Genomic DNA, 12,569 nt, shown 5'->3' on the forward strand with positions numbered 1-12,569 from the left:
AGGAATTGTTACCTTTCACTAAGGCAAGTTGACATGATATATCCATACACCGCTCGTGAAGCCAAGGATTGCACCAGCAAGTACAGAAATTAGAACTAGAGGCATTGATGCGGAAAGAAGCACCGAAAATACTAATCCGGCGATAGTTCCAACTAGTCCACTAAGAGTCATTTTTTTTATTTTTGAATAATTTCTCATATCAATTAAAAAAAATAATCCTAGCGCAAGTCCCGCCACCCCACCAGAAAGACATTCCTGCCACATCGCTCTCATTTCCCAATTTGTCGCGGCAGCGGCAACGGAGATCCCCAACATGCCACTCAAGAGGCAAATCACGTATTGGTTAGCCAGTATTTTTCTGATTGATCGATTTTTCGTATTTACCACAACTTCCTTATTTTTACGAACATTCACAATCGCTCCCGATAGTCCATTTGGCACGCGCCGCCGCTTTATCTAATAAAGTTTTGTTAAACATCATCATCCCTTGCCATTTAGCCAGATCTTTGAAAGTAAACCCTACAAATGCGACCGCAACTTCCTTTCCTAACCCACTTTTTACGACTGTGAATAGGCCTGGAGACGTTGCCCCAATTGCGCCTGAAATTACAACATTTCCGATGTTGACGCATCTCCAGCTCTTATGCTGCCAAAGCATCTCTTGCGCGACTTCTAGCCCTGCACCAATGCCAAAGCCGATCAACCCCAGCTCACCACTCGGATCAATTAGCGATGTCGGATTTCCTTCAACATACGCATATGTATTTACCCCTCCGTTCAACCCGATCGGGTCGCTCGCGATAAACCGGCTCAGCTCCGGCGAATAATACCTAGCCCTGTAATAATATAGACCATTCCCATCGTTTTCTCTCCCCGTATATTGAAACGCATTCCCACTTTCTTCTCCCTGCACCTTGGTTTGACCATATGGGGTATAACTGTACTGGGTGCGGAGTTCGCCGCTGCCATCGGTTAAGCCGATGATCGTCCCTAGGGCATCGCTCAGGTAATCACGGCTGCCGTTGCTGTCGGTACGGCGAAAAATTTCATCGATACCTAAGCCGCCTAGGATGTTAGCCTGCGCCTGTGCATTGCTCAGCTCTTGCACTGGGTTGTAACCGTCGTACAGGTAGACAGTTTTCTGGCCCCCGATCGTTTTCCCAATGCGTCTTTGTAATGCGTCGTAGTCGAAGCTCGCGCTAGTGTTGCCACTGTTGTCGCTTATGTTGCTCAATCGGTTGCGCGCATCCCAGAGATAGTTACGTTGACCATCGCTCAGCAAGTTACCATTGGGGTCGTAGCTGAGGGTGTTACCGTTCCAAGCAGTCAGTCTGTTGTGGGTATCGTAGCTGCTACTGTTGACGTTACTAGGAAGGTCGAATTTAGCCAGGCTACCTTCGATTGCGATGCGGCGGCCGCCGGCGTCGTAGCTGTATCGCAGGTCACCGATCACGCTTCCGTCAGACTTGTTGTAGACGATAGCACTCAATTGGGAGGACTGATCGTAGCTATAACTGGCGACGATGCCGTTGGGTAGCGTCATGCTGGTACGGCGGTCGCCGTCGTCGTAGCTGAAGCTGACGATGGCATTGTCTTGCTGGATGCGGGTGAGCCGGCTAGCGTCGTCGTAACTGTAACTGACTGGACTTTGTCCAGTAATTTGCATGCCGGTTCGCCGACCAGCACTATCGTAGCTGTAGCTGATGCTGCCCTGAGCGGTAGTTTCGCGGATGAGGTGGTCGAATGCATCGTAACTGCGGCTGATGTTACCACTGCCGGTGTCGCTGATAAGAGAAATGCGATTGGCGCTATCGTAACTGTAGGTCGTTGCGTTGCCGTCGGCAAAACCGGTCTTGTTAAGACGATTGAGCCCATCGTAGAGTAATGTCGTGGTTTGCTGTTTTGCGTCGGTGGTTGCAGTTAGGTTGCCTTTTTTGTCGTACTGGTTGATGGTTTTGAGTTGCATCGGATTTCTACTGCTAAGCAGACGGCCAAGCGCATCGTAGCTGAAGTCGGTACGATTGTTGGTCGGGTCAATGACGGCGCTTAGGTTGTCCTTTGTATCATCATTTGTTGCAGCTTGATAGATCTCTTTGCTCGCTTCATAGACTATATCAGCAGTTAACAAACCATCGAGAACTTCACCAGCTCCAGGTATTGCCAATACAGCCTGGGTCTTCACTACCCGCTTTATCGCAACAGGAATAATTTTTTTTACGACGGGTATTGTGCGGCTTACGGCTTTTTCGACATTTTTTGCAGCTACTTTAGTGTATTCCCAAACTCCACTAGTTGCTTCCAAGGCTTTACAAATTAAGCATCGATCACCGGTAACTATGACTACGTCAAACCCAGTAGGATCAGTCAGATTCGTCGGATTATTGAGGACATAAGAGTACCTGTTATGGTTTTGGCCATTTATCAAATCAGTTATGTGTGGATCACCACTCATGAACCTCCCCACCAGCGGATCATACACCCGCCCATTCATGTGCACCAGCTCCAACGCCTCCAACATCTCGTGACCCGTAAAGCCTTTGTTGTCGGTTACTCCTACAATGCTATCGGCAATACTGCTTCCATCGAGACTTCTGCGCTTACCCCAAGCATCGTATGCTAATTTTTCTTTTAGGGAACCGTTCTGATCCGTAATTGCAACAGGACTTCCTAAACGGTCATGGTGTACCCAGTTCAGTTCGGTCGTTGCTGCTCCCGGACGGTCAATCTCCACCCCAATGCCATGTGGCCAGTAGGTTTTAACGGTCGATAAACCAGCAGCAGATACTTCAACTTCTTGTGCACCGGCGTAAATGATTTTGCTACCGTCGCTTCTGTCTTGTCTTAGGCGCTGATGTTCTGCCCCATACACAAAGCTGCTGCTGACCGTTCCGCCCGCTGCTGTGGTTCTCGATATCTGCACCGGCATATCAAAGTTGTTCCAGGTGACGTTTCTACCAGCGCCTGCAGTCATGTTGCCGTTGAGGTCATAACTGAAGTTACCAATTCCTGGAATGCTTTGTACCGCATGTGGCGCCTGAGATCCTGGGCCCTGTGCTGGATAAGCATAGTTCGCACCGTTGCTGACCTCTGTCTTACTCAGGATGTTACCTGCTGCATCGTAAGCAAAATTCTGTGCGGGCTGACCAGTGACAGTACTAACGGAGATACGGTTTTAGCTTGCTCCTTCAAGCTTGGCAATTGGCCATCATTTAGTTTATCGCCGACTTTTTCAATTCTATGACCCCAAATAATAACTTCTGGGGCAACAGCCGCAACTCCAGCTACAAGTACAGATGAAGCAACAATTTGAGCAGCGCCCACACCTGGTGAGCTAGGATTAACGGGGTCACCCATTGGATTTAGTTCATATTTTCCGCCGCGCTCATATCCTGTAGGCGTGTCATTTTTTGTTGTTCCGCCTGCACTGTTTGTCGCTATTATTCCTGCGAAACGTCAACGCGCCCCTATTTTCAATCGAATCCCAAGTGCTTACGGACTCGCGGGTAAAAGAATATCGCAAGTACACTAAAAATCGGCAACCAGATAAATAACGCTAATTTCCATCCATAAACTTCCGGATCTAGGTCAAAAAAATACCGAACGAGTGCTGCGGGAATCACCGCATAAAACGATGAAGCGCAAAGAGTTACCCCCATGACTACAAGCCATTGTCGTAATTGTTCTATAAAAATACGCATCTTATTTAGACTCATTGTTCAAATCTCGCACAACAACGCTCGCCTTATAAATATTTGTTAACTCATAACTTGTCTGCATAAAAGGAATCGATATGAGGGTATTGGTTAAGGGTACATATTTTGCTTTATTCCATACCGTTGTTGTTGCACCAAATATCGACAGCGGTCTATTCATGTTATCGGCAACTCCCATGACAACGGAAACAGTTCTTGCGAGCCCGACCACACCAGTAATGAGAGCTGTACCATCGTAGAGCGCATTTCCTAATTTTGCACCAAAGGTCCGAACAGAATATTTTCTTAGAGGGTTGTCACCGTTTGAACTATTACCACTTATAGCATCGGCCAGCATGGTACCGCCTTGCCTGACTTCGCTTAAACCAATCGCAACCATTGGCGCACCGACAACGCATCCAAAGCCTAATGTACATATGGATCCACCACCAAATGCTGATACCCTGCCTCCGACAACTTTAAGTGTTCCTAAAGCATCTTGCTTAATTAACGAAGATTCCTGATAAGTCTCATTGGCTGACCGACAAGGACCAACAGTGCATCCCGCCACTGGATTTGAAACTAGTTGAGGACCCGCACTGTTTGGGGCTTACTGCTTCGCACTAGTTTGGCTGGTACCGTCACTGGATTTAATCGCACCAGAGGCTTTTAATGCGGCTACTTTTGTACCTTGCGCACCAGTGTCAACTTGATGCTTCTCTTCACTCGTTAAAGCATCGTAGGCCTTCTGAAATTGCGTAATTAACTTTTCAAACTTAAACTCCATCAATTCTTGATATGTGAACCCCGTCGGATCAGTCAGATTCGTCGGATTGTTGAGCACATAACTATACCGATTGTAGTTGTGCCCATTCGTCGGATCCTGAACCAACGGATCACTACTCATGAACCGCCCCACCAGCGGATCATACACCCGCCCATTCATGTGAACCATTCATCCAACTATTAAAGCCTGCACTTATCGGCATATAATTAAATCCAGCATTGACTTGGAGAACTCGTTGCGGAATAAGCCAATGATGCAAACTCTGTCCGTTCTCTTTTAGCCAACGAGTTCCATTCCCTGCAGCCTTACTCCAAGTATCTCGAACAGTTCCCCACTTTCGAGGATCATTGAACAAACGACTCAAACCCAATTCGAGACCACCCGTTTTCCCCATCTGGAATAATACATTTTTACCTAAATGCACCCCACCAAATGAAAGACTATAAATAGTCGCAGTATTTTCTCCAGCATTATATGAGTCAGAATTTTTATCGACACTTCCGATATCAGTAGCATCTCGAAGTTTGGATGTCAAATTAAATGAGACAGTATCCCCAAACCCAGAGAGACCATTAACAACCTACCAGAAGTAATAAAATCATTAGCAGTCGTTAACCCATTTTCAATAGCTGTAGTGACTTGCTCAACAACGCCTCCACTGTTTGTGGCTTGACCCCGGCCATTTATGCAAGACAATTGACCAGAAAAAGTGATGCATTACCTTTGGACTTTAAAGCCACGAGTGGAGACGTCGCCGAGTACCCCCCATTTTTATGACTGGCTGTCAAATCAACACTTATCAGAAACTTTTCTATAAAAGAACAATCTCCCATCATAAATTTCAACCAACCTATTTTGAGATATAAATTCAAATCTAACATATGCTTCTTTATCTTTTTTCCTATATACACCAAGAACCCTAATTGGATTCCTATCAATTTCCACCCCATACGAGTATGGCATCGATCTATCATCCACCTCGCTATCAACCTTTAAATTAATTAGGCTAATACCATATCTTGGATTTTCAACAAAAACTGACCGAACGGAGAACTTAGCATGACTTACACACATGCCAAATATTTTCCACTTTTCTATTACGTCATCAGAAGCAATTCCCCCCCCCACATCTCGTATATCATATACACCATACTTTCCAAAATATGATGTATCGAAGGCAAAAGCCTCATTACTAAGAGGCAATGATGTAAAAAAAACCAATAGAATTAATTTTTTCATTTTAGATCACCATCCCTTATAAACATTATTAGAGTAAATATCCCACTCGGAATCCCGTCGATGAATCAGCCCCTTATTCTCCTTACCTTGTGACTTAGTGAACGCCTTCCATGCATCCTCTAGAGACGAGTAATTTGTTGTTGCATTTGGATTGTTGACTAATTTAAGCGCAGAGCTAGTCTGAAATGCAGGCGACCCAATGTTGTAGTCAAATATAACCAATGCATCAAACTCATATTGCGTAACCTTGGCCGTAACACGTGTCTGAACATCGGACTGTACTGGGTTAAGCTTGCTATTGAACATCCTATCCGCCTGCTCTTGAGTAACACCATCTTTGTAGAGTGGCCATTCTTCTTCGGAAATCAATTTCCCGTACCCAACAGTCGCCCCCCTTGACCCAATGATCAATTTTCTTACCTGTTTGATCGTCATAAGGTTCAAGCCGCAATTTCTCAACACCTTTGAGCAGATACTTGCCTTGATCACTGAAAGTAAGGTCACTGGCTGGACGCCGTTCAGTACTACTTCCGCTGTTTGGGGCTTGTTACTTAAGTTCGTAAGTGAATCGTATCCCACGAACGTCGACTGGCCCTTTCTCGAGCACCATATCCTTTTGCGCAATAACTATCACTGCGAACGGCGCTAACACTTTGACCTCAGGGGCATTTGAATTAGATCCGATATTATTCGCAACCAGCAAGACCTTTTCGACGGCACGCTCTTGCTCTCGATACCGCAAAAGGACTTTAAATGAGCCGGATACAACCAGACCACCGTCACACACTTCATCTTCAACAGATATCGTGGTCTTACCATCCCCAATTGAAATAGAATTGAGTATCTTCGTACCGCAACTTTTCTTTGGATTCTCACCAAAAATTAATGTGGAAAAATACGATATGGCAAAAAACAATGCCCCAACAAAAAACAGGCCACACGACAAAATAATTAGTAACTTACGGTTCATTTCATTGTCCCAAATTGCTGGATTCGGTAACCTTGTCAAGGTGCTCCCTAGAGGGGCCGTTCATCGGTTGTCCGGCACTATCTAAAACCTGCTTTCCGTCGGCACCAATTAACTGCACCGGCTCATTGCTTGGAATATCGAAATTGCTCTTGTAACGTACTCCGTTTACCACGCACGCTTCGCTTGCACAATCACGAATCAGCTTGGCTCCAGTCCCCGATCCCGTGTGTGTTGCATCAATTCCTTGACGCTTTGATAGCTGAAGCGATTAGCTTTTACACTTTCTACCATTTAGAAATTCTTGTAGACGTGCTGAAAATACTGAACTCTTCAAGTTTGCTGAAATCTCAAATGAACCTTTCGATTTCTCGATATTTGACAAACCAAATTTCATCTCTGTGTCGTCTTCAACTCCTTCGATGCTGTAAGATTGTCCAATCGATGCAATACCTCGATCAAACAATTCAATGGCTTGCAAATATTCCTTTTTTTCAATCAACAAATTTCCTTCATCCAGAAGTATTTTGTTTTCAGAATAACGCTTCATAATCGCACATGAATCATTGCTCTGTACCATCGCAAAACTTCCCTGACAACCAGCGCCGATAGTCAAAGAAAAGAGCAAACTTCCTAACAGCACGATTTTACGGAAATGTTCAAATAAAGACACCATTGCTCCCCTCATAATATGCCAAGCCATTTTGACGGGCAGTATTGACAGCCGCTACTCTACTTGCCTCGCTAAAATTCATCCCTCCACTTACGAAGTTCGAAATTGCCGCATTTTCAGAATTGTTCATTGCAGATCGATTAACCGATAATGGTGTTGCTTCGGTTTTTAACATTAAGAACTGCAAACTGCCGCTTTGAACTACCGAGATCTGCCGACGTGAATCATTAATCAAGTTCGCTATGTCTGCCCCACTCAATGAAACACCAGTATATCCACCTTCCGCGACACTATACGAATGAGTATGAAACATCCCATAAATTGTATACCCGCTTTCAACATTAAAATTAGGGGTAAAAGTTCCAGTTGTCCCACTACCTCCGTTCACTGCATGTAAGTTACCATCTGGGCCCCAAACTAAAACGTATCCCTGTTCTTGGCTTTTCCCTCCAGGGAAACTACGGCTCCATGCTGAATCAAAATCTTTCTGAAGAGCTAAAATTTCAAATGATTTCGGTGAATGGCCTGAATCAACTGGCATAGTCGAACCCAAAATCCTACCACCAGATAAAGCTTCGGGTACTCGCTTACTTTCACTGTTTGTCGCCTTAGCAGCCGCACCCCCCTCATTCTACGATCGCCCACTGGCCCCGGCACTCGCCCCTGCCCCAAATCTTGAAGTCGGACAATCAACGTCACAGCTTAAGTTACCTGGTACGTAGCGAGGCAGGTGTGATCCTATCAGTGTGTTGGATTTCTTTAGTTCTTTATCAATCGGCGCATCGCTAAACCCGGTCGGATCCGTTAAGTTCGTCGGGTTATTCAACACATAGCTGCAGCGATTATAGTTCTGTCCGTTATTCGGGTCTTGGATTAATGGGTCGCCACTGAGGAAGCGGGCGGTGATGGTGCCTCGCTGGATTTGTACGGGCATGTCGTAGCTGGTCCAGGTGATGCTGCGTCCTGCGCCGGTGGTGAGGTTGCCGTTGTCATCGTAGGTGAAGTTGCCTTGGATTGGCTAGACCTTTCAATTGCTGACATACTGTGCCCTACACATAAAATTTATAACAGTCTCTCTCACAACGTCACGGACTCAGCCTCATAGTAATCAATTTAATTTGATCTATATCATTCCACAACTTATGCAACCAATAAAAGAAGTCGTTACTTTCTCTATCTATTTCATCAAATGTAGGGTCAATTTTTTCCAGCCATTTTGACGTTTTATATTTATGACTAAATACGCACACCCCAGATTTGTTTAATGAAAAAACATTTTCATTTGAAAATTCATTGCTGAGATGGCAGCTATAGGATTCATCAACTCTACAACTCCACGTATTACAACGAAAAATCAAATCATCCCCATTCCTGTAAACTGCAAACCATTTTCTATTTGAATGACAAGCCCAGCCACTATTTCCAATCAAAGGCCGCCACATTAATAATTTACGTCTAAACTTACCCTCCTCTACAAACAAACTAATACTCCAGACTTGACTTGCCCAATATGCCAAAGTTTTCATGTCTAATTCGCCAATTTATTATAAAACTTACTTGTTTCCCCAACAGATTCGAGAACTTTCACCCAGCTACCTTTTTCTTTAAGTAATTGCTCCGCTGGCTTTCCGAGCTTATTGCCATAGCTAAAAAGTTTCTGATATTCGCATATTGTTCTGTTGCGAAAGAGCCGAGCGCCCTTGATTTTAATTTCAACGCATATCTACTCCGTACTGCCCACCTCGCTACCGTCTCAATTGATTCGCTGTTTGTGGTATTAGTTTTAAGCGTCGTCGTATGTCAACGTCTGATCCCACAAGGATATTAGGAGGTCCGCAATTGCTTTTCTTGGAGTTTCTTCTTTAATAGCTCTCTCGATATTGAGTAATGCGACTTGCTTGCGTACCAGATATCCTCGATAACTGGATACTCAAGCATAAAATCAAAATTACCATCGGTAATTACGGTGTCACCGGTAGCCCGTAATTTTGTGAGTTTCTTACAGTTAGAAAAAGGGCGCAATGACACTATTTTTCCGCAATCAACTAAAACTACTTCTTTCAATACGGGTAAGCAAAGACTGTCTGGAAAGGCGCAGATTTTTTTGCAGCCATTGATCTCTAGTGTTTGTAAATCGATGCATTTGCTTAACTCAGAAACATCAACCAAATTTGAACAATTTGCCAAATCAAGATTTTTCAATGAAGTCAAACTCGCCATTCCGGAAAGGGTCGACAATTTCTTTGAAGATAATTGCAGTCTTTGCAAAGCATTTAGTTCCGATAATTCCCGCAAACTCTCGAATGGGTATTCAACAATATTTAGATGTCGAAGCATGCGACAGGAAAATAAGCCATCAATCTTATTTCTCCAAAATACTTTGCAGACTTCAAGCTTTTCCAATTTCGAAAAATCGGCCGGTGACGTAAATTCACATTGCAGTCCAATGAACCGTAAATTTTTATTTTCAAAAATAGGAGAAATATCTTTTATATTCCAGCTATATATTTCGATCCCAGTTAGAAATTCGAGAGTAGATATAAAAGAAATGTCTTTACCCGACCATCCGGCAGAACTACTTAGTCGAAGGTTTGAGATTTTATTTGAAATCATTACCTGCGCAAATTCATCACGCCACAAATCAGTTAGGACTAAGCAACGACCGAACCCATTCTCGTCCTCATCGATGAAGTACTCAGTATTTTTCATTTAGCGAATAACTCCTGTTAGGTCCAATTGGATCAACCTTATTCAAAACTTTGTTCGAAAAGCGGGCTGGTACTCAGCCAGTTATTTCTTAAATTTTTTGTGCCCTGCGACTTTCCTTGCTGTCTTATCTCCAAGCACTTCAGTAACTGTTACGCTAACTATCGGATCTGCATCAGGTTTTCCAGAAGCGATATGTTTGTGCGGTCTCTGCGGCATTGGCAGTAACAACTGCCGCAAAAGTACTTTCGCCTAATGTAAATGGTTCTATCGCATCGGCTTTCACTCTTACAGAGTCTGCTGTGGCATATCTTTCATTTTGTTGGGAACAAGCTATGGTAGGCGATGAGCATGTTCCAGCCTTCAATGCCTGCTGATTTACGACGCCATCCATGACACTTGGACTGTTTGTCGTGTCAGCACTCGGTTCAGTTCCACGACTCACAGCAGTACCTGTTGTTCCGCTATTTTTAGTATCTTTTCTTGAGCTTTTGAATCTCTCCGAGGTATGGAATCCCCTGTGCAAAAGTAGATATTTCCTTTCGACCAGGTGTACATTCTGATAACCAATTAAACCCAGTCGGATCAGTCAAATTCGTCGGATTGTTGAGCACATAACTATACCGATTGTAGTTCTGCCCATTCGCCGAATCCTGAACCAACGAATCCCCACTGATGAACCGGCCCACCAGCGGATCATACGCCCGCCCATTCATGTGAATGAGCGAATATCGATTTTAAAAAGAGCGCACTCCTCCCAGCGATGTGGGCTCTTACATGTTGCCCCTGTCGTCCTACTTGAATTTATTGGTCATAGCTAAATCTCATAATCACTCATTCGACAGCAGGCTGCCCAATAACAACGAAGACTTCGTCTGCCTCTTGATCGTAAATCACACGTGCTTTTTCACAGTCATTCCCAAATTCATGTTCCAGCTTTCGATTCCAGCTTTGCTCCAGTAAATTTGCCATCAAAATGGCTTGCTCAAGATTCAGCTTTTCAAACACTCCTATGATTTCAAGCAAGTTCATCCAAAACTGCGCTGCGCCGCTACCGCCGTGGCTCACCTTCAATTCCTCAAAACGCTCCCGACTAAACAGCTCTGCCAGGAAAACGCGGTCCTTTATAACCGTGAATTCCGGACACATGAGACGCCCAAAAGCCAAGATGAAATCGGGCGGTAGATTTCCGGTCGTACTTATTACATTAACGTAATCAAGACTAGAGACGGCCTTATCACCGTTTGTTCGGGCAAAGTCCGCATAAGTGAACAAATCGTTCGCTCATCATGACTCGTTCGGATTCTTTGAAATTTAGTCTTCCGATGCAACACATTACCCAGAGAATCATACTGATTGCCTTCTTGCAAACGCACCAGATTACTTCCAGATTGAACTAACAAGCCGGTATCTAAACGACCAGTATAAGGATTGTATTTCAGCTGTTGCACTAAACTAGTGCCTAATGCAATCTGGCTAGAACAGTTAGACGCATCCTGGGCTGTGGCTTGCCACAACATCAGGCTACCGCGCTGTGTTCCTGCTAAGTCGAGCACGGTCCCTTTTATCATCATTTTCTTAGACTCGACTCCTTTTGCGAAACGTTCACTCCTTTGATCCGAAGCCATTCAATAACTTTCCCCATCCACTGCGCCGATTCGTGCTTAGGATCCATGGCACCCATTAGAGACTCCACCCGGTTCGCGAGAGTCTTCCCATTCTTATTCTTGGCCTGATAATCCACCCCGCGCTGAAGCAATTCATAAACGATTTCGAATCTTCCTGTGCCGGCAGCAACCATTGCCGATGTATTTCCGAAGCGATCTTTTGCGTTTATATCAGCACCGTCTTTGAGAAGTATATCGATGGCTTCAACTCCTACATCTAGCGCGGAAAAGAGTGGAGTGTACCCAAATTGATTATCAATGAGATTAGGGTTTCCACCATATTGAAGCACTGTTTTTAGGAACCGTTCATCTTTGGTAGTGACGGCCGAATGAACTACACTTCCCCCGTCACCATGACCAAACACAACATTCGGATCGGCTCCCAATTCCAGCAGTCTCTTGAAGCCATTATAATTGTGCATAGCCCAAAACAGCGGCGTTGCACCTTTGGTTCCCTTGGAATTAACACTCACTCCTTCTTTCACCAATTGATCGACTTTCGTGATATTCCCTTCACCAGCGGCCTTAGCCAAGGCACGAACTGAGGCATCAGGAAACATCACATCCAAGGGCATAAATGCAACCAGCTCTCCACTCGCGTCTTCGTTTCGTTTTTTTTCGGCTGAGTCTATATTTTTGAAACTCTCTTCTGCGCATGATGGCAACGTAACGAGCAAAAGCACGTTTAGTATTACTGTGTACACTGCTTTATTCATGATCATGGCCTTCCTTCCAACGCATCTAGCATACTGCCCATACCGTGAAAACCTAACGCTCCAAGTGATATGCGCTGACCAGGAACACTTGTAGAATTCAGAGTGATGAAATTTATAAAATG

17 protein-coding genes are annotated in these 12,569 nt (G+C 44.5%); all 17 read right to left on the minus strand.

Annotated elements, in window-relative coordinates; translation table 11 throughout:
* Positions 1-18 precede the first annotated feature (18 nt).
* The 17 genes from ACO0K2_RS17400 to ACO0K2_RS17480 all read right to left on the minus strand — a co-directional run bounded on the left by ACO0K2_RS17400 (position 19) and on the right by ACO0K2_RS17480 (position 12,447).
* Complete coding sequence (locus ACO0K2_RS17400; RefSeq protein WP_423021158.1) at positions 19-414, minus strand: hypothetical protein; 396 nt, start codon at positions 412-414, stop codon at positions 19-21.
* Positions 401-2,971, minus strand: a complete 2,571-nt coding sequence (locus tag ACO0K2_RS17405) for an RHS repeat-associated core domain-containing protein (RefSeq protein WP_423021160.1) — start codon at positions 2,969-2,971, stop codon at positions 401-403. The genes ACO0K2_RS17400 and ACO0K2_RS17405 overlap by 14 nt, the downstream gene beginning before the upstream one ends.
* Before the next feature lie 125 nt (positions 2,972-3,096).
* Positions 3,097-3,354: a hypothetical protein gene (locus ACO0K2_RS17410; RefSeq protein WP_423021162.1), complete on the minus strand. Its 258-nt coding sequence runs from the start codon at positions 3,352-3,354 to the stop codon at positions 3,097-3,099.
* 345 nt (positions 3,355-3,699) lie between these two features.
* Positions 3,700-4,263 carry a hypothetical protein gene (locus tag ACO0K2_RS17415; RefSeq protein ID WP_423021164.1) on the minus strand — a complete coding sequence of 188 codons (564 nt, stop codon included), beginning with the start codon at positions 4,261-4,263 and terminating at the stop codon, positions 3,700-3,702.
* Between the two features lie 39 nt (positions 4,264-4,302).
* Positions 4,303-4,599, minus strand: a complete 297-nt coding sequence (locus ACO0K2_RS17420; RefSeq protein WP_423021166.1) for a hypothetical protein — start codon at positions 4,597-4,599, stop codon at positions 4,303-4,305.
* A gap of 19 nt (positions 4,600-4,618) precedes the next feature.
* Positions 4,619-5,014 (minus strand): hypothetical protein, encoded by a 396-nt coding sequence (locus ACO0K2_RS17425; protein WP_423021168.1) that lies wholly within the window; start codon positions 5,012-5,014, stop codon positions 4,619-4,621.
* Between the two features lie 254 nt (positions 5,015-5,268).
* Positions 5,269-5,718, minus strand: coding sequence for a hypothetical protein (locus ACO0K2_RS17430; RefSeq protein WP_423021170.1), 450 nt, complete (start codon positions 5,716-5,718; stop codon positions 5,269-5,271).
* A 6-nt stretch (positions 5,719-5,724) separates the two neighbouring features.
* Complete coding sequence (locus tag ACO0K2_RS17435; protein WP_423021172.1) at positions 5,725-6,153, minus strand: lysozyme; 429 nt, start codon at positions 6,151-6,153, stop codon at positions 5,725-5,727.
* Between the two features lie 112 nt (positions 6,154-6,265).
* Positions 6,266-6,688 (minus strand): hypothetical protein, encoded by a 423-nt coding sequence (locus ACO0K2_RS17440; RefSeq protein WP_423021174.1) that lies wholly within the window; start codon positions 6,686-6,688, stop codon positions 6,266-6,268.
* Between the two features lie 268 nt (positions 6,689-6,956).
* The gene (locus ACO0K2_RS17445; RefSeq protein ID WP_423021176.1) at positions 6,957-7,361 is read right to left on the minus strand and encodes a hypothetical protein; all 405 of its coding nucleotides are present in this window, start codon (positions 7,359-7,361) and stop codon (positions 6,957-6,959) included.
* Positions 7,345-7,899: a hypothetical protein gene (locus tag ACO0K2_RS17450; RefSeq protein ID WP_423021178.1), complete on the minus strand. Its 555-nt coding sequence runs from the start codon at positions 7,897-7,899 to the stop codon at positions 7,345-7,347. Before ACO0K2_RS17450 ends, ACO0K2_RS17445 begins: the two co-directional genes overlap by 17 nt.
* A 544-nt stretch (positions 7,900-8,443) precedes the next feature.
* Positions 8,444-8,884, minus strand: a complete 441-nt coding sequence (locus tag ACO0K2_RS17455; protein WP_423021180.1) for a hypothetical protein — start codon at positions 8,882-8,884, stop codon at positions 8,444-8,446.
* 298 nt (positions 8,885-9,182) lie between these two features.
* Entirely contained in the window at positions 9,183-10,067 is an 885-nt protein-coding gene (locus ACO0K2_RS17460) for a hypothetical protein (RefSeq protein ID WP_423021182.1), read from the minus strand.
* A 467-nt stretch (positions 10,068-10,534) separates the two neighbouring features.
* Entirely contained in the window at positions 10,535-10,780 is a 246-nt protein-coding gene (locus tag ACO0K2_RS17465; protein ID WP_423021184.1) for an RHS repeat-associated core domain-containing protein, read from the minus strand.
* Positions 10,781-10,898: 118 nt separating this feature from the next.
* Positions 10,899-11,096 (minus strand): hypothetical protein, encoded by a 198-nt coding sequence (locus tag ACO0K2_RS17470; RefSeq protein WP_423021186.1) that lies wholly within the window; start codon positions 11,094-11,096, stop codon positions 10,899-10,901.
* Between the two features lie 170 nt (positions 11,097-11,266).
* Positions 11,267-11,638, minus strand: coding sequence for a hypothetical protein (locus ACO0K2_RS17475; protein ID WP_423021188.1), 372 nt, complete (start codon positions 11,636-11,638; stop codon positions 11,267-11,269).
* Positions 11,635-12,447: an ankyrin repeat domain-containing protein gene (locus ACO0K2_RS17480; protein ID WP_423021190.1), complete on the minus strand. Its 813-nt coding sequence runs from the start codon at positions 12,445-12,447 to the stop codon at positions 11,635-11,637. Before ACO0K2_RS17480 ends, ACO0K2_RS17475 begins: the two co-directional genes overlap by 4 nt.
* Between the last annotated feature and the right edge of the window lie 122 nt (positions 12,448-12,569).

The sequence above is a fragment of the Undibacterium sp. MH2W genome (assembly GCF_049340215.1).
Lineage (GTDB): Bacteria > Pseudomonadota > Gammaproteobacteria > Burkholderiales > Burkholderiaceae_D > Undibacterium.

Coding starts and splice junctions, on each gene's coding strand:
- ACO0K2_RS17455 (WP_423021180.1), bottom strand. CDS start 8,884: ATGAAAACTTTGGCATATTGGGCAAGTCAAGTCTGGAGTATTAGTTTG.
- ACO0K2_RS17465 (WP_423021184.1), bottom strand. CDS start 10,780: ATGAATGGGCGGGCGTATGATCCGCTGGTGGGCCGGTTCATCAGTGGG.
- ACO0K2_RS17470 (WP_423021186.1), bottom strand. CDS start 11,096: ATGAACTTGCTTGAAATCATAGGAGTGTTTGAAAAGCTGAATCTTGAG.
- ACO0K2_RS17450 (WP_423021178.1), bottom strand. CDS start 7,899: ATGCCAGTTGATTCAGGCCATTCACCGAAATCATTTGAAATTTTAGCT.
- ACO0K2_RS17480 (WP_423021190.1), bottom strand. CDS start 12,447: ATGAATAAAGCAGTGTACACAGTAATACTAAACGTGCTTTTGCTCGTT.
- ACO0K2_RS17410 (WP_423021162.1), bottom strand. CDS start 3,354: ATGGGTGACCCCGTTAATCCTAGCTCACCAGGTGTGGGCGCTGCTCAA.
- ACO0K2_RS17430 (WP_423021170.1), bottom strand. CDS start 5,718: ATGAAAAAATTAATTCTATTGGTTTTTTTTACATCATTGCCTCTTAGT.
- ACO0K2_RS17420 (WP_423021166.1), bottom strand. CDS start 4,599: ATGAGTAGTGATCCGTTGGTTCAGGATCCGACGAATGGGCACAACTAC.
- ACO0K2_RS17440 (WP_423021174.1), bottom strand. CDS start 6,688: ATGAACCGTAAGTTACTAATTATTTTGTCGTGTGGCCTGTTTTTTGTT.
- ACO0K2_RS17445 (WP_423021176.1), bottom strand. CDS start 7,361: ATGGTGTCTTTATTTGAACATTTCCGTAAAATCGTGCTGTTAGGAAGT.
- ACO0K2_RS17435 (WP_423021172.1), bottom strand. CDS start 6,153: ATGACGATCAAACAGGTAAGAAAATTGATCATTGGGTCAAGGGGGGCG.
- ACO0K2_RS17475 (WP_423021188.1), bottom strand. CDS start 11,638: ATGATGATAAAAGGGACCGTGCTCGACTTAGCAGGAACACAGCGCGGT.
- ACO0K2_RS17405 (WP_423021160.1), bottom strand. CDS start 2,971: ATGACTGCAGGCGCTGGTAGAAACGTCACCTGGAACAACTTTGATATG.
- ACO0K2_RS17460 (WP_423021182.1), bottom strand. CDS start 10,067: ATGAAAAATACTGAGTACTTCATCGATGAGGACGAGAATGGGTTCGGT.